Genomic DNA, 22,510 nt, shown 5'->3' with positions numbered 1-22,510 from the left:
GACGACAGGGACGTTGCCGTTCGTTCATCGCCGCACCCGAATGCGGTCGAGCGACGGCCCGGCCCCGCTCGCCGCCGCCTTCAGCCGCACCGTGAGGGCAGCGCGGCAGCGCAGCGCTCGACGCTGCGCGTGATGCGATCCGCATGCACGTGACCGGGGTCGAGCCCGGGGTCATAGATGGTGAAGTCGATCCCCGCCACGCGCCCCGACGCAACGAGCGGGCCGAGCAGCGCGTCGAGCCCGTCGAAGTCCAGCCCCGGCGAACCGGGAGAATCGACGGCCGGCAGTTGCGACTGATCGAGTACGTCGAGATCCACGTGCAGCCACGCCTGCCCGAGCGCCCGCGCACCGAGCCAGTCGACCAGCTCAACCGCGACGGCGGCGGGCCCGCGCGCCAGCAGCTGCTGGATCGTGATGCGCGAGATCGCCGTGCGGGCGATATCGCCATACGTGGCCTCGAAGTCGCCGGATTCGGATTCACGCTCGCCCACCTGGCATGCGTCGAGATCGTCGACGAGCGGGCCGTCGAGTGCCGGCCAGTCGGTCAGCAGCGGCTCCCCTCGCCCGGTCGACAGCGCGAGATCCATCCCCGCCACGGAACCGAGCCGCGTCGAGGTATCGTAATTGCCGGGGTGGAAGAAGTCGCTGTGCCCGTCGACATGCACGAGCCCGTTGCCACCCGCGCGACGATTGCCCAGCAGGCACCCGAGCAGGACGCTGCAATCGCCACCGAGCACGATCGGAAAGGCCTGCCGCCTGCGCGCGTCGGCAACGCGCGCGGCAAGGTCGAGCGAGAACTCGCGGATCGCCAAGCCGTTGCGGATACGGGTTCCGGGCTGCGGCGCAACGGCATAGGCGGGATGCGCAAGCCGCGACACGCGCGCGCCGACGCGCGCGGCGAGGCCGGTCGCCAGCAGCACGTCCGGGGCGCGCCAGGTCTCCGGCTCGAGACCGGCCGTGTTCGGCCGCAGGCCGAGGCTGCTGGGCGCGGCGATGAGCTCTATCGGCCGGGCGCCGCCGGGTTGCAAAGGGTCGACCCGCAGGCCGGGTGATGCCGTCGACGTCGCCATGCGCTCTCCTCGCACAAGCACCGGTTACCGGATGTACTAACCTTTTAAATAATGATCAAAGGTTAGCATCAATTCAGCCCATGTCCCACATTTCACCGGTTTTGGAAGCGCACGTGTTCGAGGCCCGCGATTTCGTCGGCGGCCATCCCGTCCTCGATTTCATCAACACGGTGACCGGCCGCGATCAGACCCCGCGCGACTGGCTGCCGGATTACGACGCGTGGCTCGCGTGGCTCGCGCGATCGTCGGTTTGCTCCGCACCCGACGTGGAACAGCTCGCGGCTCGCGCGGCTGAGGCGCCGGGCACCGCCGAGCGCGCACTGCGCGACGCGAAGCGCCTGCGTGAAGCGTTGTTCGGCATCGTCGGTGCGCGCTCGCACGGCGCACCGGTGGCCGCGGCGGATCTGGAAACGCTGGAGCGGGCATGGAAGCGCGCGATGAACGGCCGACGGCTGATCGCAACAGCCGGGCGTATCGGATTCGACGATCCCGCTGATCCGACGGACGTGCACCTGCCCGTCCACCGGCTCGCGCTCGATGCGGTGAAGCTGCTTGAAGCATCGCCCGACGGACGGCTACGGATGTGTGCGGGCTCGAATTGCGCGTGGCTGTTCATCGACCGCTCGAAGACGGGGCGCCGCAAGTGGTGCGACATGGCGACTTGCGGCAATGTGGCGAAGGCGCGGCGGCACTATCGCGCGGTGCGGCGCGCGCCGGACGGATCGGCGAGCCACGACACGCCCGACTAACGGCGGACGGCCGTTGCCAAACACCGAAAACGCCCGCATCCTGCCGGCTACGCGAATCCGGCGGTCCCGCTCACACGACGACCTGTTCCTCGCCGCCGTCCATCAGAATCCGAACCGCTTGCCATGACGTCTCCCGATCCGAACCTGCGACAGATCATCGTCCTCGTTCCCTACTCGCTGCTGTGCCTGCCTGCGAGCATCACCGTCGCGGGCTACGCCGCGCTCGTGAAGACGCGCGACATTTCGCACTTCGAGGGCGGCGCCGGCTACGCATGGCTCTGGCTCACGATCGTGCTGACGCTGGTGTTCTATCCGGCAGGAATCGGGATTGGCGTGCTGCTGCGGAAAAGGCTCGCGATTCTGGTGGCCATCATGGTGGCGTTCGCCGCATTGTCGGTGCCAACGTTCAAGGCCGCCTACGGGTTGCTGAGCTAGCTGTCGCGAAGAACATGAGCCTTGCCGCCGTCGCGGGCAGGCCCTGAAACAAAACAGGCCCGATCGTGCGATCGGGCCTGTCTGGCATCAGCGGGAACGCAAGGCAGGCGCGACGAGGCTTCGTCGCGCGGCTCCTCCGCTGCCAACCCGCGCCAACCGGGACGGGCCGGTGCGCCCCATACCCCGCGCGTTATGCCACCGCGCCGTCGGCTTTGGGCGATGCACCGCCGACCGAGTGAACGGTGACCGGTGCCGGTGCATATGCCGAAGCGTGTGCCGGTGCCGGTGCCGGTGCCGGTGTCGATGCGGGCGCCGGTGCCGATGCGTGTGCCGGTGCCGACACATTCGTCGGGACACCCGGCACGAGCCCTTGCAGCGAGCCGCCGGACAATCCGATTTCACCGAGCAGCGAATCGATCAACGGCGCATGTGCGCGATAGGACAGCGCCGCGGACATCGCCTGCTCGGCCAGATTGCCGCCGTTCGCGGCAGGCGCGACGCCATCCGCGGCAGCACCGCCACGGTTGAGACCGTCGACCTGGATGATCTTGATGCCATCGATCGCCTTCATCGGCTCGACCGTCTGCTGGATCACGGCCGGCAGCGCCTGCAGCAACGCCAGCTTGAACTTGAGGCTCGTCTGGTCCGACGACAGCGCGTTGATCGCGTCGTTCAGCGCACGCTGCGCTTCAGCCTCGGCGAGCCCCTTCTTGCGCGCCGCCTCGGCCAGCTCGACCATCGCGGCCGCCTGCATCTGGGCCGCATCGCGTTCCGCGCGTGCCTGCGTCGTGATGTGAACGGCCTGCGTTTCCGCCTCCTGCGCCGCCTCGATCAGCGCGACCTGCTTGGCCCGGTCGGCCTCCGCAGTCCGACGCGTCGTCTCGACCTGCTGCTCGGCCCGCACCGCACCCGCGAGCGACTCGCTCGCGCGCGCCTGCGCCAGGGACTGCGCCTCGGACTTCTCCGCGATCACGATGGCCTTTTCCTGCTGCGCGATTTCGGTCACCTTCGCCTGCTCGATCGCCGCCATCTGCGTGACGCGCGCCTGCTCGATCTCCTTCACGCGCACTTCGCGCTCCGCTTCCACCTTGCGGGTGCGCAGCGCCTGCTCGCGCTGGATCTCCGATTCCTGAATCTGCCGCTCGGCGCCGATCCGGCTCTGCTCGGCCTCCTGATGACGCTCGGCCTCGAACGTGGCGATCCGCGCGTTCTGCTCGGCCGTGCGCGTCTTGACCTGCTGCTCCTGCTCGAGCTTCATGAACGATTCCTGCTGATCGATCTCGAGCTTACGGGACAGCGCGTCGCGGTTCTTCTCGCGCACAGCCACCTCGGTATCCTGCTCGACCTCGTTACGCTCCTTGCGGCGCCGTTCGGTTTCCTGCGTGAGCTTGGTCAGGCCTTCGGCGTCGAACGCGTTGTTCGGATCGAAGTATTCCTTCGACGTCTGGTTGAAGTTGGTCAGCGACACGCTTTCCAGTTCCAGCCCGTTCTTCGTCAGGTCTTCCGCGACCGTGTTCTGCACGCCCTGCACGAATTTCTCGCGGGCGTCCTGGAGATCCTGCATCGTCATCTGCGCGGCGGTCGAGCGCAGCGCATCGACGAACTTGTCGTCGACGAGCGCGCGCAGGTTTTCCGGCGCCAGCGTGCGCTGGCCGAGCGTCTGTGCGGCAGTCGACACGCCCTCTTCGGTCGGCGCGACCCGCACGAAGAACGCCACGACCACGTCGACGCGCATCCGGTCCTTCGTGATCAGGCTGTCGCGCGTCGCGCGGCTCACTTCGAGCTTCAGCGTGTTCATGTTGATCGGGATCACCTCGTGAAACACCGGCAACACGACCGCGCCGCCACTCATGATCACCTTCTGCCCGCCGAGCCCGGTGCGGACGAAGGCGCGTTCCGCCGACGCCCGCACGTAAAGACGCGCGAAGATCATGCCGATCACGCAGATACCCACCACCACTGCCAATGCGACAGCGCCCCAGAATGAGAGTGCATTCATCATGATGTTTGTTCGACTCCTGTGTACGGATGGTGACAGCAAGGTGCGCCAGTCCACGCCGCTCTCAAAGGCAGTGGGCTGGTAAAACGGAATTCAGAGCAATTCGGGCCTGGGATTCTCGATGGCGTGGTAACGCGAACCCGAAATGCGCGACACGAGCAGGACCGTCGTGCCTTTCGCGAATGTGCGGCCGGCCTCGTCCGGTTCGACGCGGACGTAGTGCTGCTGGCCGTGCTCGTCGACGAGCCGCGCTTCGGCCGGATTGCCGAGCGACGCTTCGCCGGTGACGATCCGTGCGGTGCGGCCGATGAAATCGGCTTCGGATACCGCCGTGGTCTCGGTCTGCGGGAGAAAGCGCGCGAAGAATTTGCCGGTGTGACGCACGAACGGCAATGCCGCGAGCACGGCCAATACGACGGCCAGCCCGGTGGGCATCGTGACGCCTGCGACGGCCTGCATCGACGTCTGCAACGCGAGCCCGACCACCGAGAAACCGAGCAGGAAGAGGATCAGCAGGATCAGCAGCGGCACCCGGCCCACGTGCAGCCAGCCGAGAAACTGGCCGACGACGCCGGCGTCGGGCCCGCCATCCGCGTGATCGAGACCGAAGTGCAGGACCAGCAGGTTGCCCGCATGCTCGGTCAGGCTGAGCCCCATCAGCATCGACAGGCACTCCAGCACGCCGATCACGATCATCAGCCCGATCGCGGCGACGAACGGCGCATTGCCCGGCAGCATCAGTGAAGAAGTCATTGTTGTTTTGCTCTCAGGTTCGGGGGCGAATCATCAAGACATGTCGTCCGCCAGCTTGCCAGATTGCAACTTCAAGCGGGCGACGCGCTCCTCGATTCGCTGTTCCTTGTGCAGGGTTTCCAGACGATGCAACAGCGATGGATCGGCCGACGATGAACCGGTGCCCAACCCGACCGCCCCGGTCGCACCGGCCATCGTCCGGTTGAACCCCTGTTCGAGCTGCTCGGCTCTCGGGTCGACGCCCGCGCCCGCCGGCCCTTCCGTCCGGCGCGCGCCGTCGCCGGGCGCGCGCGCCGCGATCAGTTCGCGAAGCCCCGCTTCCATCTCCGCGCGTTTCGCGCGCAGTCCGAGCAGGTCCGCCTCGGCGGCCTGCGCGCACTCGCTCGCGTCGTGAAGCGACTGCTGGAGCACGCCGAGTTGATCCTCAAGCTCGATCTGACGCTCCGCGCCGGCACGCACGGCCGCATCGTCGTTGCGGGCCAGCGCGGTGCCCAGCAAGTCGTTCAGTCGCTCGATCTCGTTGTTGATGCGCGCGATCGCCTTGGCCGCCTGGTACCGCGCCGCTTCGTGCCGGCCCAGCGCCACCCGCGACTGCGCGATCACGTCGTCGAATTCGCGCAGGTATTGCTCGAGGATCGCTTGCGGCATGCGGTTTTCCAGCGAACCGATCAACGCATGCACGTTCGCGGTCATCAACCGTTTGACTCGGATACCGAAATGTTCTGTCGTCACGACTTGTCACTCCTTCTGGGATTCAAGCGAGCCAGCCGGCCGCCTGACGCCGGGTTCGCAGGCAGTTCACGAATGGGCCTGAGCCGGTTGAATGAGGCTCGCCAGCTCCTTGACCTCGTGCACGTACGGATCGAGCACGTCAGGATGATAGGCGGGAGGGTTGCCGGTCACGGCCAGGCGCAGCAGGCCGAGCAGCACGCGCATGCTCTTCGCGGTCAGCCGCGCCTCGAGTTCGCCAGCCGCCTCGCCGATCGGTTTGCCCGGCGGCGCCGCCGTCACGAGGCTGGCCATGAGTTCGGGGAGTTGCGCGGCGAGCAGCGTCACGATTTCCGAGCGGTGATGCGTCGCGTGTTCGTACGCGTCGATCGCGTCGAGCACCGGCCGCACCTGCTCCCTGAACAGCGCGGCGCAGCGCACGAAGTCATGCGCGCCCTTGACGCGGCGGCGCGCATCGGCGATCAGCGCGCGGATCTTGTCGCTCGGACTCGTCGCGTCGGGCAATTGCAGCTCGACCAGCCACGCGAGGTCGTCTTCCGGAATTCGTACCGATACGGTTTGCATGACATCCATCCCTTCGAATCGATGACTCAAAGCATAGTGCGTTCGTATGCAAATGTATACGTTTGTATTTCGAGATAGATGCGCGGCTTCCGGGCGCCAAAAACAAAAAGGGCTCGACCTTGCGATCGAGCCCTTCGAATCCCGTTGGTGGAGCGGAGGAGGATCGAACTCCCGACCTTCGCATTGCGAATGAGGTTTCGCGATGAAACGTCTTCCCGATCAAACCGCCTGATTTGAAAAGCCTTTTGGTCGACGGGAAAATTTCATTAAGAATCAAAAACTTGCCTAGTCTTTCGATCACGGGCAATTTTTGGTAGATCCCGGGATTGAGCCATTCCAGTCCCACGACCTGAGCGAGAAATGGTTTCTCCTGGACGGACGCCAGCGATGTCGACGTAGCAACAGGCTGCGCAGCATCAGCAGTTGACGACGAACATGCAGTCGCAAAAGCGAAAACTGCAATTCCCGCCAAGGCTTGCAGTCCTGTCCATCGTGTCATTTTTTTACCGGTATCTGGCCCAACTCAGGCAGCCATTTGCATCGAATGTTGCTTCACGTAGAACACCGACCTGCTCGATAGCGGGCGGGTGAGTGGAATAGCCACGCGACCAGGTTGAGCACCATCCGATGCCTGCACTCCCGCGATCATGTCTCTTTGCTTGGGAACGCCCTGTGACTGGACGTGTCGAGCAGAACGCCCCACATCTCCCATCCGCTCCACTCGGAGGAGAAGCGCGGGTCAAACGATGCGGTTCTACGACATTCCGGGGAATTGGTATGCGTCATCACACCCAGATCAGGAAAGACCGGAGGTGGCGACTGATGAAATGAGCACCGCGCCGCACGAGGTTTTATGACCATCGAACGACGCGGGTGCGCCCTCCACATCGAAACCGGCTTCGCCATCGATGATCACGACCTCGCCATGCAGCGGGCACGTGCAGCGATCGCCCTGACGGGCGACCGCTCGCCCCATGACTTCACTGTTCGAGGCGCCGGTCTCTACACGGCCGCCATGGCTATGCACGTCCCCTACCCGAATAATGCCGCGCATGGATGCTCCTCAGTACGAGTAACCCTGGATGCCGTAGTTCGTGTCGTGTCGACGCCCCCACCACGGTAGATACGCATTGTTTTCGCCGCGTGCGCGGAACCAGTCGGCGTTCGAATTGATCGGCGTGAGCTTCGACGGCGGTAGCACGACGACTGCAGTCGGGTGGCCGGCATCCGTTGTACCAGCAACCAGTGCGTTGCCGCCGAAATGGTTGATCCGACCGATCGCGAGCGCGATGTCCGTCAGCGCCGTACCCGCACCCATGTCGCCAAGCAGCGCCGACGTATTGAAGACTTGCTTCGTGTAGTCGAATTCCGGCAGAGTTTCCGTGAGCGTCTGCGACAGCGAGGCAAGACGTGACGATGCGGCGTCACTGCCCTTGCCTGCGTCGTGCACGACGAACTGGACGCTTGCAGGCTCGACGTTTGCGTTTTGAGCTGCCTGCGTGATCGTCGCCTTCCATGCCTGGACCGCACGCGTGGTGCCGGCCTTCGCCTCGTAGTCACTCACCTTGCCGGTCGCCGCCTTGCCGATCCATGCGAGTGGCTCACGGTCGGTCTTCAGATCCGGGCCCGCGAGGAACAGCACGGTAAGGTTCTCGTTCATCTGCTCGTCTTTGGGCGGAAAACTCGGCGCGTCCCAGTTCATCACCCATACGCTCTCCTGCGGATGCTTCTGCAGATAGTCGAGCGCGGCGTTCAGTGACGTGAAGCCGGCATTTGCGCCGCCGACGTGGATCTGAATGTCCGGTGGCGTGTCCTTGCTCCATAGGTCGGTAAACTCCTTGTTTCCGATAGCAAACGCCGTGGTCATTTCCTTGCGTAGGTATGCGCGTGCTTCTTGCGGCGACAGTCGCGGGGGGATCGCGAATTCAATTCGGATACCAGCCAACTCCCGCCAGTGTCGCTTGTCGGATGGCTGGACCGTATAGAAATAGTGGCCATTCATCGCGTACTTGTCATGAAACAGAACGAGGAGTTTGGAGACGTATTTTTCATAGAATCCGTCGAAACTTTCATCCCCATCGTTACCATCGGCAACAATCGCAACAGGTTTAACGGATGTAAAACTCTTTGGATCCGTTCTGACCATATCGTCGTTCTTATTCGGCTTGACAAGCCCCATGGTCCACAGCAACTGCCATTCCGTCGGATAGTCGCGACGCTGCAAAGGATTGAGCCACTCCAACCCTACGACTTGTGCGAGAAATGGTTTCTCCTGGACCGGCATCGAGGGAGTCGGTGCCGAAGTGGGCTGTGCAGCCTCCGCGCTCGACGATGACCATGCTGTAGCGAATGCAAATACAGCAATCCCCGCCAAGGCCGGCAATCCTATCCATCGTGTCATTTCCTCTCCCATGCTTCGCGTCTGCGCGTCATGACCAAACGTCTCTATTGCCACGACACCCATCACAAGTAAAACCGCAGCAAATGCCAGCGCAAACCGTAGTGACCGGGAGGTAAGCAGCGATCTCATACTCACCCCCCGATACCGAGCAATGCGCCACCCTGACGCGTGTCATCTATCGTGTCGGGAAGTGTTGCGTCCCCATCGTTAGCTCCCCAATGAACAAGCGATTTCTCATTCATCGTGCCAAATTTAAAGTATTCCGAAAAAGCCTTATTCGGATTGTCCTTTTCCAGATCTTCGCCGAACCGCCAGTCCGCCTCGACCCGAAACTTGTTCAACTGTTTTGACGAAATTCGACAGATACCAATCGCGACATCATATGCCAACGCCTTCTCCGCGTGCATCGGATTGGTCATGATCGTCGAATGGTTCGTAGGGTTATTCACTTTCGCATCGAGAATGTGCACGATCTGCTTGTTTCGCCATTTCTGATAGCCATCGGGCATCTGTGCATCGGGGCCGGCCTCACCAACGACCTCGCCACCCTTGACCCATTCCGGGTTGTCTTTGTGGCGCGCCTCCATGCGTGCGATCGCGCGATCTTCGTAACGCTGTGATGCTTCGGTGCTCGCATCTCCGTGCGGGGCCATCTCGGCTGCATGCTTGCCCTTGGCGTTGTAAGTGTCGTATGGATCTGCCGTGTTTATTGTTGTCTTGTTCTTGTTACGCTGAGCCGCCACCGGATCGTTGTCCTCGTTGAAATCGCTCTCTGCATCGCCATCCCTCACCCGCACGACCGCCCCAAAGCGGAGCGCCTGCGGGAAGAAGGGTTCCGGCAAGCCCGGCGCATCACACAGCACATGCCAGCCCTTCGGTGGATCGGCGTTGGTGCGAAACATACCGAACGCCGATGTAGCCGCCGTCACGATATACAGCACTGGAGCAAACGTGAAAGTTCCGACCTTGCCATACCAGTTCGGATTACCTCGCAGCGCCTTGACAAGGCTGAATTTCGCAGGGGGCGATGTCGGATAGAAAAACAGCTTTGACGACCCTCGTTCGTAGCGCCAGTCATCCTCCCATGTCCGGTAGACGACCGGCGACTCCTGGCCAACCTGAAAGTTGGTGGCAAATACGCGCTGCGTGAACAGGCTCGAGCCCTTCACGAGTTCAACCTCTTTAGGATGCAACCCACGCCAGCCCATCCCCTGTACCGGGGCGGCGGAAATCACCTGATCGTGCGGGCACGAATACAGGGTCACGCGGCCGTAGGTGTGGTTCTGGACGCCATACTGCTTTCTATCGTTGTCGGGATCGTAGGCGGGCTTGCCGTCTTCGCCCGGCTTCATGTTTGCCATCGTCATCCGATAGTCGAGCGGGTCGCGCTGGTCCTCCGCATCCTTGCTCTGCGCGATCAGCTCGAAGAACGCCTTCAAAGTCTTCACCCGCGCCTGAGATTCAACCCGACCGCGATTACCGTGCGAATCCTTGTCGGTGCGCTCCGTCCAGTTTTCCATGAACGGTGAGTTGTCGCCCTCGATGGAACCGACAACGCCGTACGGCGGGTTGGCCAGCACATAGGTGTCGGCTACGCATCTCACGCCAGCCGTCGCCGACAGCCGGTCGCCGAGGAACGCAGAGGCGATACCGACCATGTTGCCCTGGCTATGGCACACCACCGTGATCGGGACATCCTTCTGAACCTTCCGGATCGAACCAATGAGTTTCGCCAGGCGCAGTGCGCCCAGCACGTTGTACATGCGCGGCGGCGTCTCGAAGATCGGGCGCTGCGTGGGGTTAATGCCCTGCACATTGATGAACCCGAAGATGCGTGGATCGACACCCGCGTTCCACAGGTCCGGCAGGCTGCCGCAACCGTTCGCGAATGGACCGCCCCCCCAGTAGTTCTTTTCATTCAGGAAGATCGACTCGCCGTAGCGTTTCAGTTCCGCCGCGTTCGCTTTATAGCCCCAACGGAAATGAATGACCGGCGAGTAAGTATTTTCGTCCGGCTGGAGGTAGCTTTTCGACGTGAGCTTCGGATTAATGAACCCATCGTCGGTCAGGCTTGTCGTGTAATGCATCGGGCCCATCTGGCCGCCCTGCGGCCCGCGGTGCGTCAGATGATCGTCTTCGCGCCCAAGGCGTTTGTTCAAGCCCGCACAAAGCCCCTCTTCACCCGGCTCGAACCACTCCCCTTCCGAGTTGACCCCGTGCACGAAAATCACGATGCCCGGCAACGGCATTTGCATCACGCACAGGTAGTCGGATTGGTTGAGTGTCACCACGCCATTACCGTTGGCGATCAGGTAGCGATTCTGCGAATCGTCACCGCCCCCCGACGCGCCGCCGCCCGCAGGCGTGCGCGGATCGAGACCGCCACCGTCGCTCGCTGCGGCCTGTGCCGACGGATTGCTTTCAGATGCACCCGGACTAGCCGGTGCAGTATCGGCTGTGTCTGCCATCATTATTTTTATCCCCGGTCAGATCTTGTTCTTGAAGAAATTCACGACGAACGGTTCGAACTGGTTGCTCTGGATCGGAGCAAGCTTGCCCGCGGCATCGGACTGCCCCTTGATCACTTCGCCCGACGCTTTCGTGATTTCCGCCTGCATGCCCTCGACGGCCTGCCCATCGGTCGCCCGCACGAGCTTCGGCACGCGCCCGAGCGGCGCGTGATCGAACTTCGGCATGTCCGTGCTCATGCTCGCCGGCCCCTGCCACGAGTGCCCGGCCGACTTCACCGTGAAACTGCCCGGGCACCCCAACTCGATATCGCTGCCGTGCAGTTTCAGGTACGCGCCGCCGGAGGTCGTGAAGACCACCTCTTCGCTCGCCATGCCCGCGAGCTTGCCGCCAGCCGCCGTGAACTGAATGTTCTTCGCGGAATCGATCTGCGTGTCGTCGTTCTGGCTCTGTAGCGTCACCTTGCCCTGATTCGCGATCGCCGACACGCCATCGCTGTGGGCGAACATCGCGACGCCGCGCCCGCCGTGCAGCGTGATGCGCTGCCCGCTGGTCAACTGGACATGTTGTTGCGCGACCTGGTCGATGTTCTCGCCGGCGTAGGTCACGTGCGTCTTCGGCGTGATCGCAACCGAACCGGCTTGCGCGCCGAACGCCATCAGCGCCTGCGACCCGGCAGCGTCGTTGCCGGAACCCGACGCACCGCTGCCGGGTGTCCAGCCCTTGAACGCAGCCGCGACCGCCTGCTGGCCCGCCGTATCGGCGGCCTGACCGCCATGCTGACCCGCATAGTCGCCTAGCGACTTGAACAACTCGGTGCACTCGCCGAGCAGTCGCAGCAACTCGTCACGATCGAGCTGCCCGCCGCTCGCCTGCGAGCGTGCATAGGTCGTCAGCAGAATCCCCTGCGCGGCCCGCAGCGCGGCGGCCGCGTCGGTGCGCAATTCCGCGCCCTCTCCACGGTCGTGGCCCCGGCCGTCCTGGCGAGGCTGCGTCAGGTACCCCAGATTCAGTTGAGAATGCGCGTGCTCGCTCGCAAGCTGACTGGAAATCTGTCCCGGCGTATCGTCGAGGCGCAGCTGGTTATACCGGCTCCCCTTGATTTCCTTGGTCTTGATCCCCGACACATAGCGGTTGCCGGGGAGATTGCCGATGTGGGTGAAGGCCGCCGGCGGATTCACGCCGTTGCTCAGCACGTTGATGATGACCAGCCGATCCGGATCGCCGCCGAGACTGCCGATCAGGACTTCCATGCCGACACGCGGCAGAAAGAGCGCGCCGAAGCTTCCGCCGGCGAGACTCGCCCCGACACGGATCGGCGCGCTGTCGCCGGCGTTGTCGTTCGTGCCCGCGCCCTGCGCATGTGCATGATCCGCCGGATCGAGACCGTGGATCCGCACGCGTACGCGGCCGTCGGCATCGCAGAACACTTCCTCGCCCTGCTGGCCGACGATCGTGCCGGTCAGCAGATGCACGGGCGGCAAGTCGATCTTCGGGTCGTATGCGGGCGCAAGCGGTACGCCACGCCGCACGCAGGTAAAATGATTCTCGTAGCGCGTGTCGGGCTCGGTCGCTGCGGCTGGCTGCTGCAATGGCGACGGATAAGCCAGATGCCGGCTCGCGGCAAACAGCGCCTGCACGCGGTCGGTCAGCCCTTTCGGCAGATTGTTCCAGACATCGTGGTCGATCGACGTAATCACGAACTGCCGCTGGTCGGAGGGCTGCATGTCCCGTTCGGGATCGCCGGTCAGCGTGATCCATGCGCCGACGGCAAGGTCGCGTACGCTGCTCACGCCGTCGTAACGCTCGGCTTCGAACTGATGCGCGAGCATCCGGGCACGCGTGAGGCGCTCGTGATCGTTCCACGAATCGCCCGCATGCGGGATGTCGATCGCGACATCGGTCAGCAATTGCGCCAGGTCGTTGCCGGCCGCGCCCTGATCGAGGCTCGTCGCGACCGTCGACTCGTCGATACGCGCTTTCTTGTAGTCCCATGACGGGCGGCCGACCTGCCCGGGCGTCAGGCGCTGATGCAGGGCGAACAGCGTGACGGTGTCGCGCTCTTCGGTGGCGGCGTCGCGCGGATGCAGCCGTACCGTACCGGCCGGTGCCTGGGGCAGCGACATCGGATCGTCGCAGCACACGAGCGTGTGCGCGGGCGTGTCGTCGTGACTGTTGCCCTCGCCCGCGCCGGCCTTGGCGAACACCGTAATGCCCTCGCGTCGCAGCAGGCGGCGCACGAACTCCGCATCCGATTCGTTGACCTGGCGAGTCAGTTCACGCGCCGGATATCGGTCGCGACTCAAGCCTGACAGGTCGAACTCGAAGGCCGCCGCCAGCGCCGGGCTGCGCTGACGCCATTCGGTAAACAGTGTCGAGAGGATGTCGACGACGCTACTCTGACGGAATACGCGGGAATTCGTGCGCTTGTCCATCAACGACAGGGCATCGCACACCGCCAGCTGGTACACGCACAGCTCGCCGTCGCTCTGGCCGATCTGCACGTCCTGGATGATCGCGTTGACGAAGTGCAGCTGCCCCCGATCGGTGACGAGCCGGATCGAGACAGGGACGCCGAGGAACAGCCGCGGCGGCAGGTTGTGGCGCGCCGACACGCAGGTCAGATGCCCGCGAATGCCGGTCATCAATCCCTCGTGCACGTGCGCGTGCTGCAGCGCAAGCAAGTGCCCCAGTGCTTCTTGCGCCTTGCCGAAATTCAAGGCGACCGGTCGACGGTTCCAGTCGACCACCCCCGATGCAAAGCTGCTTATTGTCTCGTTTATCGACACAGCCGTTCTCTCAATATTGTTGTCGACCCGTTGGCTTCGGCTTTGCGACGCGCGTCTTGGCACGGTCACACTACCGATTTGTGACAGCGAGCATATCAAATTCACGGAAATATTTCGGCACCCTACGGGTATCCATGCCGGTTGCCGACACAATCTGACTAAAAATGACGGATTCCGGCATCACGCGGGGAGGCGCCGGCCGTAGCCCGAGGGGATCGAGCGATTCGCGCGGAAAAACAAGCGGCTGAAGAGGAAGTCGACGAAGCAACGTGCGCGCACGCCGATGTCGAGCAGAAAAGCAAAAAGCCGGCACGAGGCCGGCTTTTTGTTTGCGATGCATAAGGCTGTACGCCCGGGCGGAAACACAACGCTGCACTCGGTGCAGCATTACCCTTCCTGTCCCAAAACGATCGAGCCCTTCGAATTCCGTTGGTGGAGCGGAGGAGGATCGAACTCCCGACCTTCGCATTGCGAACGCGACGCTCTCCCAGCTGAGCTACCGCCCCAACAGTCAATCATCATACACACGCATTTCTGCGCTTGGCAATAGGGGTTAAGTCACCCCTGAAACGTTACTTTGACGGCGCGCCAGCCAGCACCCATTCGACCACCGAACGCACGTCGGCGTCGCTCATGCGCGGATGCGCGGGCATCGGAATGGCGCCCCAGACGCCGGAGCCGCCCTCCTTCACCTTCTTCGACAGCTTTGCCACGGCCTGCGGATCGACCTTGTAGCGGGCGGCGACATCCTTGAACGACGGGCCGACGAGCTTGCGGTCGACCGCGTGGCAGCCCATGCACGCGTTGCCGCGCGCCACCTTCAAGCCGTCGCCGACATCCGCGTGCGCGACCGCACCGAACGTACCCGCCAGCAGCGCCACGGCCGCGGCGCCCTGCACCATCCATTGTTTCATCTGCTTCATCTGCCTGCTCTTCATTGCGACGGTGCCTTCGGATTGCCCGGGTGCACGCTCGACGAATTCGAAATCGGCGCGGGCGACTGCAGCGGCGTGGACTGCACCGACGCGTCGGGCACGGCGCCGACCGTCGCGCTATCCGCCGGTGCGGCGGAAGCCTGTGCGCCGGATGCGCCGCTCGCGGGCGATGCGTCCTGCAGCGCCTGCGCGTCCTGCGGCTTCACGTACTGGAACACCTTCACGACCTTCTCGACGCCCGGCACCTGGCTGGCGGCTTCTGCACCGCGATTGCCCTCGTCAACCGTCACGAGCCCCATCAGGTACAGGTTGCCACGTTCGCTGACGACCTTGTAGTAGTTCGCCGAGATGCCCTTCGTCGCGATCAGCTCGGATTTCACGCGCCCTTCGAGGTACGAGTCGTTCGCGCGCGACGACAGCGACGACGCCGGCTCGACCGACAGCTCGTTGACGATGCCGTTCACGTTGTTGATGCTGCGCACGATCTCCTCGGCGCGCTGCTTCGACGCATCGTTCGGCACTTCGCCCGTCAGCAGCACGCGGCGGTTGAACACCGTCACGTTCACGTGCGACTGGTCGGGCAGCCCGTTGTTGATCTGCGTGAGCGACTTAACCTGGATCTCGCGATCTTCCGTCTGCGCGCCGAGCGTACGGCGATCGGTCGCGATCAGCGCACCGCCACCGGCCGCTGCGCCCACGACCCCGAGCACACACCCCTGCAGCGACACGGCGAGGCCCGCCGTCAGCGCAGCAAGCAGCGTGGTTCTGACGAGCGTCTGTTTGACGCGGCTTTGATTCATCGACGGCTCTCCTTCGTTCAATCCTCACCCAGCAGCATCGCGTCGATGCCGTCGCACAGGCAGTGGATGGTCAGCAGATGGACTTCGTGGATGCGCGCCGCGCGAACGGCGGGCACGCTGATCGGAATATCGGTATCGGACAGCGCCGCGGCGACCGCATGGCCAGCGCCGCCCGTCAGCGCGACGACGGTCATCTCGCGCTCGTGCGCTTCGTCGATCGCCGCCAGCACGCGCGGCGATGCGCCGCTCGGATCGAGCACCAACAGGATGTCGCCGGTCTGGCCGAGCACGCGCACCTGCTGCGCGAACAGTTGCTCGGCGGACACCGCGCCCGCGAGGCCGCCCTGCGACGCGTCGGTTGCCAGCGCGATCGCGGGCAAGCCCGGGCGCTCGCGCTCGAAGCCGCCGACGAGCGACACCGCGAGGTAGTGCGCGGCGGCGGCCGACAGGCCGTCACCGCAGGCGACGATCTTGTTGCCGTTCGCCAGCGCGGCGAACATCGCGTCGACCGCGGCTGCGATCGGCAACGACAGTGCGTCGGCCGCTTCGGCGAGAAGCGCGACGCTGTCATGGAAATGTTGCTGAATACGTTCGACTGACATCGATTCCTGGTGAACTGGGCGCGTGGCACGCATCGCGCGACATCGTGGGTGCGGCGAGTTTACCGTACTCCGGCACCCTCTCCGGGGGTCCGGCAAGAACTCTTTACATCTCGTCACAGCTCGCGGCTACGCATCGTCGGCACGAAATGCGTCGCGCAGCCACGCGAGCCGGCCGGCCTCGAACGCGACGACGTCGAAGCGGCACGCGGCACCGGCGCCGTGCCGCGCCCAGAACTGGAGCGCGGCCGCAACCAGGCGCCGCTGCTTGCGCCAGCCGACGCTCGCAGCCGCGCCGCCATGCCGGACGCTGCGCCGCGCGCGCACCTCGACGAACACGAGCATGCCATCGGGTTCGCGCATCACGAGATCGAGCTCGCCGCCGCGCATCGTCACGTTCGCCGCGACGAACACGAGGCCGCGGCGCTCGAGAAACTGCCGCGCGCGCTGCTCGAACGCCGCGCCGACCGGTTTGGATCGCGCCGCGCCGGAAAAGTTGTCGCCCGCGCGCGGCAAACCGTGCCCGTTGCCCGGCCGGGCCGGCGCCGCGTGGCACAATGCCGTCCTTGTTCCGCTTGCGCCGCGATTGCGCGCATTGCCTGCCATGACTGCCCTCCTCGAACTCGCGCAAACGCAGCACTACCCGGACGCCGCGCTCTACGTGGTCGCCACGCCGATCGGCAACACCGCCGACATCACGCTGCGCGCGCTGCACGTGCTCGGCCTCGCCGACCGCATCGCGGCCGAAGACACCCGCAACACGGGCCAGCTGCTCGCCCGCTACGGGATCTCGAAACCGCTCATCGCCGTGCACGAGCACAACGAACGCGAAGCCGCCCAGCGCGTGATCGAACTGCTGCGCGGCGGCGAACGCGTGGCCTACGTATCGGACGCCGGCACGCCCGGCATCTCGGACCCCGGCGCGCGGCTCGTCGACGCGGTGCGCGCCGCCGGCTTCGCGGTGATCCCGCTGCCGGGCGCTAGCGCGGCCGTGACCGCGCTGAGCGTGGCCGGCGACTGGGCCGGCGCGTTCACGTTCGCGGGCTTCCTGCCGCCGAAGGCGAAGCAGCGCGCGACCGCGCTGCAGGCGCTGGTGTCGCACCCGTATGCGCTGGTGTTCTACGAGGCACCGCACCGGATCGCCGAAACCGTCGCCGCGCTCGTCGATGCGTTCGGCCCCGCGCGCCGGCTGCTGATCGCGCGCGAACTCACCAAGCTACACGAGCAGTTGTTCCAGGGCACCCTGGCCGAAGGACAGACCTGGCTCGCCGGCGATGCGAACCGGCAGCGCGGCGAATTCGTGCTGGTCGTCGAAGGCGCGCCGGAGACGAACGGCGAAGCCGACGACACCGCGCACGACGCGCTGCTCAAGCTGTTGCTGGAAGAGGTACCGGTGAAGAGCGCGGCCAAGCTCGCGGCCGCGCTGACGGGCGCGTCGCGCAACACGCTGTACGCGCGAGCGCTCGCACTGAAGGATGAAGGCTGACGCGCGAGCCGGCCGGCACCGGGAACCCGGCGCCGGCGTCGCGCGGTGCAGAAAAGACAAAGGGCTGCCCGAGGGCAGCCCTTTTGCATGAGCGGTCGACCGCTGCGTGTTACTTCGCCGAGATCGACGCGAACATTTCGTCGCGTGCCTCGCGCGCTTCCTGCGGCGACAACCCTTCGATCTTCACGCGGCCCGTGCCGGCGTGCACGAGGCCGATCAGCTTCGCGGCCGCATACGACAGGTCGAGCACGCGGCCGCGCTTGTACGGCCCGCGATCGTTGACCTTCACGACGACCCACTTGCCGGTCGACGCGTTCGTCACCTTGATGTACGACGACAGCGGCAGCGTGCGGTGCGCGGCGGTGAGCGCGTTCATGTTGAAGCGCTCGCCGTTCGCGGTGCGGCGGCCGTGGAAATCCCGCCCGTACCACGATGCGCGGCCCGTCTGGCGGAAATCGGACACATCCTTGCCGTCGATCGGCTCGGCGTCCGCCAGCGACGACTTCTTCGCGTCCTTGCTGTCGGCAGCCGGCATCGACGCCAGCGCGGAATCAAAATTCAGCTGCTTGTCGCTATCCGCTTTCGCGGCGGCGGCCGTCTTGTCGACGGCGTTCTTCTGGTTCGCGCTACCGGTGGTCTGGCTGGGTGGCACCGCACAGCCCGTCAGCGCAAAAAACAATGCAATGGTTCCGAATCGACTCGGAAAACGTAAATTCATCGACGTGTCGCCTTCTGGTTCGGGCCGCTCCCTCACAACGCTGCTTCACAACGCAGACACGCGGCCCGGACGGCAAATGCGTGCACGCCCCGCTCGGATGCGAGCAGGCGGCTAGCATGGGCGCGGCTTTCGTCTATGCCGCAACCGTCCTGATTAGTTTTCACGTCTGGCGCAACCTGTCCCCAACAGCCTGACCAGACCCCACATGCCGCCATCGAACATGGCTTCACGTTCGCGCGCGTCGAAACGACCGACTCACAGGAACGGCGGCACAGGCCTCATCCGGCGGCGCGGCAGCAGGGCCGCAGGCGGGCGCGCAGCACCCGGCCGGACAAGACGTGAGCACCGAAATCTCGGTGCTGGATACACCGCCGGACTCCCCGGCGGCTGATGCTTGACGGTGCTTCCGACGCCCCTTTTTAACGGGGCCGAAACACCAGCGAATTGCGTGAAATTCACGTGCAATGGAGCGCATTATACATAAACCAAAAGGTCAACCCGAAAAGCACCCCCTGCGGACCATTGATTCTCACTATGGCCGTAACAATCGACATGCTCCGGGAATGCCCGGAGGCGTCCGCCGCGACGCGCGTCGCGCGACCGGCAAGCGGCCCGCGCGACCGGTACAATCGCTCCTTTTAGCCGCCGGTGCCTCCATGAAAGTCACGCTCATTCCGGTCACGCCGTTCCAGCAAAACTGCTCGCTGCTCGTCTGCGAAAAGACGGGCCGCGCCGCCGTCGTCGATCCGGGCGGCGATCTCGACCGGATCGAACAGGAAGTCGCGCGACAGAACGTGCAGGTCGAGAAGGTGCTGCTCACGCACGGGCACATCGATCACTGCGCGGGCGCGAAAACGCTCGCGACGCACTACGGCGTGCCGATCGAGGGACCGCAAGAAGAAGAGCGCTTCTGGATCGAGAAGCTGCCGATGCAGAGCGAGCGCTTCGGCTTTCCGGCCGCCGAAACCTTCGAGCCGGACCACTGGCTGACCGACGGCGACACCGTGCAGTTCGGCGACGAGACGCTCGAGGTCTATCACTGCCCGGGCCACACGCCCGGCCACGTCGTGTTCTTCAGCCGCGCGCATCGCGTCGCGATCGTCGGCGACGTGCTGTTCGCGGGCTCGATCGGCCGCACCGATTTCCCGCGCGGCAATCACGAGGATCTCGTCCGGTCGATCAAGGAGAAGCTGTGGCCGCTTGGCGACGACGTGACGTTCGTACCGGGCCACGGCCCCGTGTCGACGTTCGGCGACGAGCGCCGCACGAACCCGTTCGTGTCCGACAAGGTATTCGGATGAACCAGACCGCCATCCCGGAAATCTACGTCAGCACCGACGTCGAGGCCGACGGCCCGATTCCCGGCCCGCACTCGATGCTGAGCTTCGCGTCGGCCGCCTATACCGAGGACAAGCAGCTGATCGCGACGTTCTCGGCCAACCTCGAAACGCTGCCGGGTGCGCAAGCGCACCCGGTGCAGGAAGCGTGGTGGAAGACCGAGCCCGAAGCATGGGCCGCGTGCCGGAAGGATCTGCAGGCGCCCGAAGCCGCGCTCGTCGCATACGTCGACTGGGTCGAGGCGCTGCCCGGCAAGCCGGTGTTCGTCGCGATGCCGGCCGGCTTCGACTTCACGTTCATGTTCTGGTACATGATGCGCTTCGCCGGGCGCTGCCCGTTCTCGTGGTCGGCGCTCGACATCAAGACGCTCGCGTTCGCGATGACGGGCCTGCCGTACCGCAAGGCGATCAAGCCGCGCTTTCCGAAGCACTGGTTCGACGACCATCCGCACACGCACGTCGCGCTCGACGACGCGATCGAGCAAGGCGCGCTGTTCTGCAACATGCTCGCCGACCTGCGCCGCCAGCAGGCCGCGCTCGCGGGTCTCGCGGTGTCGGACACCGATCGGTCGGAAAACGCAGGGGCGGGACAAATCCCCACGGATCCACGAGCAAATTAGCGAATCTCGCTCAACAACGCGACGCCAGATTGCCTTTCCTTTCCCGGCCCTCTAACATTCAGCGTGTTGTAGCTGCCGCATGGAGGCGCAGGTGACGCTCGATTCCTTTTCGCAAAAAATCCTTCGCCTGTTGCAACTCGACGCGCGCCGTTCGGTCCAGGAAATTTCCGACCAGGTCGGCCTGTCGAGCACGCCGTGCTGGCGCCGCATCAAGGACATGGAACAGTCGGGCGTGATCCAGCGCTACACGGCGCTGCTCGATCGCGAGAAGCTCGGCCTGCACGTGTGCGCGCTCGCGCATGTGCACCTGACCCGCCACAACGAGGGCGGCGTCGAGCAGTTCGAACGCGAGATCGCGACCTGCCCGGAAGTCACCGAGTGCTACAGCACGACCGGCGAAGCCGATTACATCCTCAAGATCGTCGCGCCGGACATCAAGGCCTACGACGTGTTCCTGCACGAACGCATCTTCAAGATTCCCGCCGTGTCGCAGGTGCGCACGAGCGTCGTGCTGCGCGAGATCAAGTTCGACACGCAACTGCCGCTGTAACACGCCTGCATGCGCCGGCGGCCTGCCGGCGCGGTGGCCGGCGGCGGGTCACGCCTGCGCGGGCATCGTGCGCGTGAAGCCGATCCGGCGCGCGCCGAACTCGCGCTTCAGCGCGTCGGCATCGAGCCGGCCGGCCAGCGCCGCATCGGTGTCGTGCGGATCGCAGGCCAGCGTCACGTCGATCTCGAGCCCCGTACTCAGGTAATGCAGGTTGATCGCCGCCGCGTGCAGCCCGCGCTGCGCGAGTGCGGCCTCGAGCCGTGCCGCGATCTCGCCGCGCGGCGGCAACGCGAGCGCCGGACGGCGCGCCGCGTCGTTCTCGGGGTCGACGTGGATCAATGCGTCGAGCACGCGCGGGTCGGTCAGCACGCGCGCACGCGCGGTCTCGGCGATGTAGTGCCCTTCGGAGACGGAGATTTTCGGATCGACGAGGATGTGCGCATCGACGAGCGCGGCATCGCCCATCTTGCGCGTGCGCAGGTCGTGCACGTCGCGTACGCCGGGCGTCGCCGCGAGCAGCGCGCGGATCTCGTCCGTATCTGTCGTGTCGAGCGCGCGGTCGGAGAGGTCCTGCAGCGCGTCATAGCCGAACGTCCAGCCCATGCGCGCGACCATGAAGCCGACGATCGCCGCCGCGATCGGGTCGAGCAGCTTCACGCCGGCCAGGCTGCCGACGATGCCGATCGCGACGACGAGCGACGACGCGGCATCCGAACGCGCATGCCATGCGTTTGCGACGAGCATCGCCGAGCGAACGCGCCGCGCCTCGCGCAGCATGTAGCGAAACAGCGCTTCTTTCGATACGAGCACCGTCAGCGCGACGATCAGCGCGGAAAAATGTACCGCCGGAATGTTTTCGAGATTAACGAGACGATCGCCGGCCCGCCAGAGCATGCCGACGCCGACCGCGATCAGGATCGCGCCGAGAAACAGCGATGCGACGGTCTCGTAGCGGCTGTGTCCGTAATTGTGGTCGGCATCCGGCGATGCGCCGCTATGCCGATTCGCAACCAGCACGACAAAATCCGAGATCAAATCGGAAATCGAATGCACCCCGTCAGCAATCAATGCCTGCGAATGCGCAATCGTGCCGACGACGATCTGAAATGTCGCAAGCACGACATTCAGCACAATACTGACGAACGTACTCTTGCGCGCAACCGCGTGCTTATCTGCGCTCTGCGCGTCGCCGGAAAACGTGGACATGAAATATGAGATATCGGTGAGCGATGCCCAATTCTATCAAGGGCGCCCCCTGAATCCTGCCAATACCCACAAATTTCTTATTTAAATCAACCGCTTATGCGAACAGGTCGTATTACCATTCACACCGGATTATTACATTTTCATGACAACACAATGGGCGTAGCGGCCGCCGGAAACAAAAAAGTGCCGGTGTCAAGTCTTTCGCGCAAATCACGCAGGGCTTGAAACCGTATATGGGACAGTAGGTTAGCTCTTTTCGGGGCCGCTTTGCAGAACCGCGGCTTCGTCGGCTAGGAGCCAC

The 22,510-nt window shown here is 64.6% G+C and carries 21 protein-coding genes and 1 tRNA gene; 6 read left to right on the top strand and 16 right to left on the bottom strand.

Annotation, left to right across the window (positions count from 1 at the left end; genetic code table 11):
• Positions 1-80: 80 nt before the first annotated feature.
• Positions 81-1,070 (bottom strand): arginase family protein, encoded by a 990-nt coding sequence (locus QZM67_RS35660; RefSeq protein ID WP_301810688.1) that lies wholly within the window; start codon positions 1,068-1,070, stop codon positions 81-83.
• Between the two features lie 80 nt (positions 1,071-1,150).
• Between QZM67_RS35660 and QZM67_RS35655 the strand changes: the two genes are divergently transcribed.
• Positions 1,151-1,819, top strand: a complete 669-nt coding sequence (locus QZM67_RS35655; RefSeq protein ID WP_301810685.1) for an ABATE domain-containing protein — start codon at positions 1,151-1,153, stop codon at positions 1,817-1,819.
• 123 nt (positions 1,820-1,942) lie between these two features.
• The gene (locus QZM67_RS35650; protein WP_043185114.1) at positions 1,943-2,254 is read left to right on the top strand and encodes a hypothetical protein; all 312 of its coding nucleotides are present in this window, start codon (positions 1,943-1,945) and stop codon (positions 2,252-2,254) included.
• A gap of 190 nt (positions 2,255-2,444) precedes the next feature.
• Here the strand turns inward: QZM67_RS35650 and QZM67_RS35645 are convergent, their stop codons facing one another.
• From QZM67_RS35645 to QZM67_RS35585, 13 genes are all read right to left on the bottom strand, one after another.
• Positions 2,445-4,253 (bottom strand): flotillin family protein, encoded by a 1,809-nt coding sequence (locus tag QZM67_RS35645; protein ID WP_301810683.1) that lies wholly within the window; start codon positions 4,251-4,253, stop codon positions 2,445-2,447.
• A 93-nt stretch (positions 4,254-4,346) separates the two neighbouring features.
• A complete protein-coding gene (locus QZM67_RS35640) occupies positions 4,347-5,006 on the bottom strand; it encodes an OB-fold-containig protein (RefSeq protein WP_043185112.1) in 660 nt (219 codons plus the stop codon).
• Between the two features lie 33 nt (positions 5,007-5,039).
• Positions 5,040-5,738, bottom strand: coding sequence for a PspA/IM30 family protein (locus QZM67_RS35635; RefSeq protein ID WP_301810681.1), 699 nt, complete (start codon positions 5,736-5,738; stop codon positions 5,040-5,042).
• Between the two features lie 66 nt (positions 5,739-5,804).
• Complete coding sequence (locus tag QZM67_RS35630; protein WP_089449711.1) at positions 5,805-6,308, bottom strand: hypothetical protein; 504 nt, start codon at positions 6,306-6,308, stop codon at positions 5,805-5,807.
• Between the two features lie 787 nt (positions 6,309-7,095).
• Positions 7,096-7,353: a PAAR domain-containing protein gene (locus QZM67_RS35625; RefSeq protein WP_080741671.1), complete on the bottom strand. Its 258-nt coding sequence runs from the start codon at positions 7,351-7,353 to the stop codon at positions 7,096-7,098.
• Between the two features lie 9 nt (positions 7,354-7,362).
• Positions 7,363-8,829, bottom strand: coding sequence for a virulence factor (locus QZM67_RS35620; protein WP_301810677.1), 1,467 nt, complete (start codon positions 8,827-8,829; stop codon positions 7,363-7,365).
• A 2-nt stretch (positions 8,830-8,831) separates the two neighbouring features.
• Positions 8,832-11,168, bottom strand: a complete 2,337-nt coding sequence (locus QZM67_RS35615; protein ID WP_301810675.1) for a hypothetical protein — start codon at positions 11,166-11,168, stop codon at positions 8,832-8,834.
• A gap of 18 nt (positions 11,169-11,186) precedes the next feature.
• Positions 11,187-13,958, bottom strand: a complete 2,772-nt coding sequence (locus QZM67_RS35610; protein WP_175024233.1) for a type VI secretion system Vgr family protein — start codon at positions 13,956-13,958, stop codon at positions 11,187-11,189.
• A gap of 430 nt (positions 13,959-14,388) precedes the next feature.
• Positions 14,389-14,464, bottom strand: a tRNA-Ala gene (locus QZM67_RS35605).
• 66 nt (positions 14,465-14,530) lie between these two features.
• The gene (locus tag QZM67_RS35600) at positions 14,531-14,896 is read right to left on the bottom strand and encodes a c-type cytochrome (RefSeq protein ID WP_301810672.1); all 366 of its coding nucleotides are present in this window, start codon (positions 14,894-14,896) and stop codon (positions 14,531-14,533) included.
• Complete coding sequence (locus tag QZM67_RS35595; RefSeq protein WP_301810670.1) at positions 14,893-15,693, bottom strand: BON domain-containing protein; 801 nt, start codon at positions 15,691-15,693, stop codon at positions 14,893-14,895. Before QZM67_RS35595 ends, QZM67_RS35600 begins: the two co-directional genes overlap by 4 nt.
• Before the next feature lie 17 nt (positions 15,694-15,710).
• Positions 15,711-16,295, bottom strand: a complete 585-nt coding sequence (locus QZM67_RS35590) for an SIS domain-containing protein (protein ID WP_089449709.1) — start codon at positions 16,293-16,295, stop codon at positions 15,711-15,713.
• Between the two features lie 126 nt (positions 16,296-16,421).
• Positions 16,422-16,850 (bottom strand): YraN family protein, encoded by a 429-nt coding sequence (locus QZM67_RS35585; RefSeq protein WP_175024266.1) that lies wholly within the window; start codon positions 16,848-16,850, stop codon positions 16,422-16,424.
• Positions 16,851-16,896: 46 nt separating this feature from the next.
• Here QZM67_RS35585 and rsmI point away from each other — a divergent pair, with 46 nt between their 5' ends.
• Entirely contained in the window at positions 16,897-17,778 is an 882-nt protein-coding gene (gene rsmI / locus QZM67_RS35580) for a 16S rRNA (cytidine(1402)-2'-O)-methyltransferase (protein WP_301810667.1), read from the top strand.
• A gap of 109 nt (positions 17,779-17,887) precedes the next feature.
• Here rsmI and QZM67_RS35575 read toward each other — a convergent pair whose 3' ends face one another.
• A complete protein-coding gene (locus tag QZM67_RS35575) occupies positions 17,888-18,496 on the bottom strand; it encodes a septal ring lytic transglycosylase RlpA family protein (RefSeq protein ID WP_041492997.1) in 609 nt (202 codons plus the stop codon).
• A gap of 656 nt (positions 18,497-19,152) precedes the next feature.
• Here QZM67_RS35575 and QZM67_RS35570 point away from each other — a divergent pair.
• The 3 genes from QZM67_RS35570 to QZM67_RS35560 all read left to right on the top strand — a co-directional run bounded on the left by QZM67_RS35570 (position 19,153) and on the right by QZM67_RS35560 (position 21,003).
• Complete coding sequence (locus tag QZM67_RS35570) at positions 19,153-19,797, top strand: MBL fold metallo-hydrolase (RefSeq protein WP_301810664.1); 645 nt, start codon at positions 19,153-19,155, stop codon at positions 19,795-19,797.
• Positions 19,794-20,453 carry an exonuclease gene (locus QZM67_RS35565; RefSeq protein WP_174954877.1) on the top strand — a complete coding sequence of 220 codons (660 nt, stop codon included), beginning with the start codon at positions 19,794-19,796 and terminating at the stop codon, positions 20,451-20,453. The genes QZM67_RS35570 and QZM67_RS35565 overlap by 4 nt, the downstream gene beginning before the upstream one ends.
• A 79-nt stretch (positions 20,454-20,532) precedes the next feature.
• Positions 20,533-21,003 carry an Lrp/AsnC family transcriptional regulator gene (locus QZM67_RS35560; protein ID WP_006477376.1) on the top strand — a complete coding sequence of 157 codons (471 nt, stop codon included), beginning with the start codon at positions 20,533-20,535 and terminating at the stop codon, positions 21,001-21,003.
• A gap of 48 nt (positions 21,004-21,051) precedes the next feature.
• On the opposite strand, the gene QZM67_RS35555 is transcribed toward QZM67_RS35560, so the two are convergent.
• A complete protein-coding gene (locus QZM67_RS35555; protein ID WP_043185092.1) occupies positions 21,052-22,209 on the bottom strand; it encodes a cation diffusion facilitator family transporter in 1,158 nt (385 codons plus the stop codon).
• Positions 22,210-22,510 lie beyond the last annotated feature (301 nt).

The sequence above is a fragment of the Burkholderia sp. AU45251 genome, from assembly GCF_030482905.1.
Taxonomy (GTDB): Bacteria; Pseudomonadota; Gammaproteobacteria; order Burkholderiales; family Burkholderiaceae; genus Burkholderia; species Burkholderia aenigmatica.
Note: the sequence above shows the minus strand (reverse complement) of the source record. Positions and strands in the feature narration are given on the sequence as shown.

Bases quoted from the DNA above. Each gene is read 5' to 3' on its own strand.
- QZM67_RS35590 (WP_089449709.1), bottom strand. From the start codon at position 16,295: ATGTCAGTCGAACGTATTCAGCAACATTTCCATGACAGCGTCGCGCTT.
- QZM67_RS35625 (WP_080741671.1), bottom strand. From the start codon at position 7,353: ATGCGCGGCATTATTCGGGTAGGGGACGTGCATAGCCATGGCGGCCGT.
- QZM67_RS35560 (WP_006477376.1), top strand. From the start codon at position 20,533: ATGGAGGCGCAGGTGACGCTCGATTCCTTTTCGCAAAAAATCCTTCGC.
- rsmI (WP_301810667.1), top strand. From the start codon at position 16,897: ATGACTGCCCTCCTCGAACTCGCGCAAACGCAGCACTACCCGGACGCC.
- QZM67_RS35620 (WP_301810677.1), bottom strand. From the start codon at position 8,829: ATGAGATCGCTGCTTACCTCCCGGTCACTACGGTTTGCGCTGGCATTT.
- QZM67_RS35595 (WP_301810670.1), bottom strand. From the start codon at position 15,693: ATGAATCAAAGCCGCGTCAAACAGACGCTCGTCAGAACCACGCTGCTT.
- QZM67_RS35640 (WP_043185112.1), bottom strand. From the start codon at position 5,006: ATGACTTCTTCACTGATGCTGCCGGGCAATGCGCCGTTCGTCGCCGCG.
- QZM67_RS35555 (WP_043185092.1), bottom strand. From the start codon at position 22,209: ATGTCCACGTTTTCCGGCGACGCGCAGAGCGCAGATAAGCACGCGGTT.
- QZM67_RS35660 (WP_301810688.1), bottom strand. From the start codon at position 1,070: ATGGCGACGTCGACGGCATCACCCGGCCTGCGGGTCGACCCTTTGCAA.
- QZM67_RS35645 (WP_301810683.1), bottom strand. From the start codon at position 4,253: ATGAATGCACTCTCATTCTGGGGCGCTGTCGCATTGGCAGTGGTGGTG.
- QZM67_RS35570 (WP_301810664.1), top strand. From the start codon at position 19,153: ATGAAAGTCACGCTCATTCCGGTCACGCCGTTCCAGCAAAACTGCTCG.
- QZM67_RS35655 (WP_301810685.1), top strand. From the start codon at position 1,151: ATGTCCCACATTTCACCGGTTTTGGAAGCGCACGTGTTCGAGGCCCGC.
- QZM67_RS35575 (WP_041492997.1), bottom strand. From the start codon at position 18,496: ATGAATTTACGTTTTCCGAGTCGATTCGGAACCATTGCATTGTTTTTT.
- QZM67_RS35615 (WP_301810675.1), bottom strand. From the start codon at position 11,168: ATGGCAGACACAGCCGATACTGCACCGGCTAGTCCGGGTGCATCTGAA.
- QZM67_RS35565 (WP_174954877.1), top strand. From the start codon at position 19,794: ATGAACCAGACCGCCATCCCGGAAATCTACGTCAGCACCGACGTCGAG.
- QZM67_RS35650 (WP_043185114.1), top strand. From the start codon at position 1,943: ATGACGTCTCCCGATCCGAACCTGCGACAGATCATCGTCCTCGTTCCC.
- QZM67_RS35630 (WP_089449711.1), bottom strand. From the start codon at position 6,308: ATGGATGTCATGCAAACCGTATCGGTACGAATTCCGGAAGACGACCTC.
- QZM67_RS35600 (WP_301810672.1), bottom strand. From the start codon at position 14,896: ATGAAGAGCAGGCAGATGAAGCAGATGAAACAATGGATGGTGCAGGGC.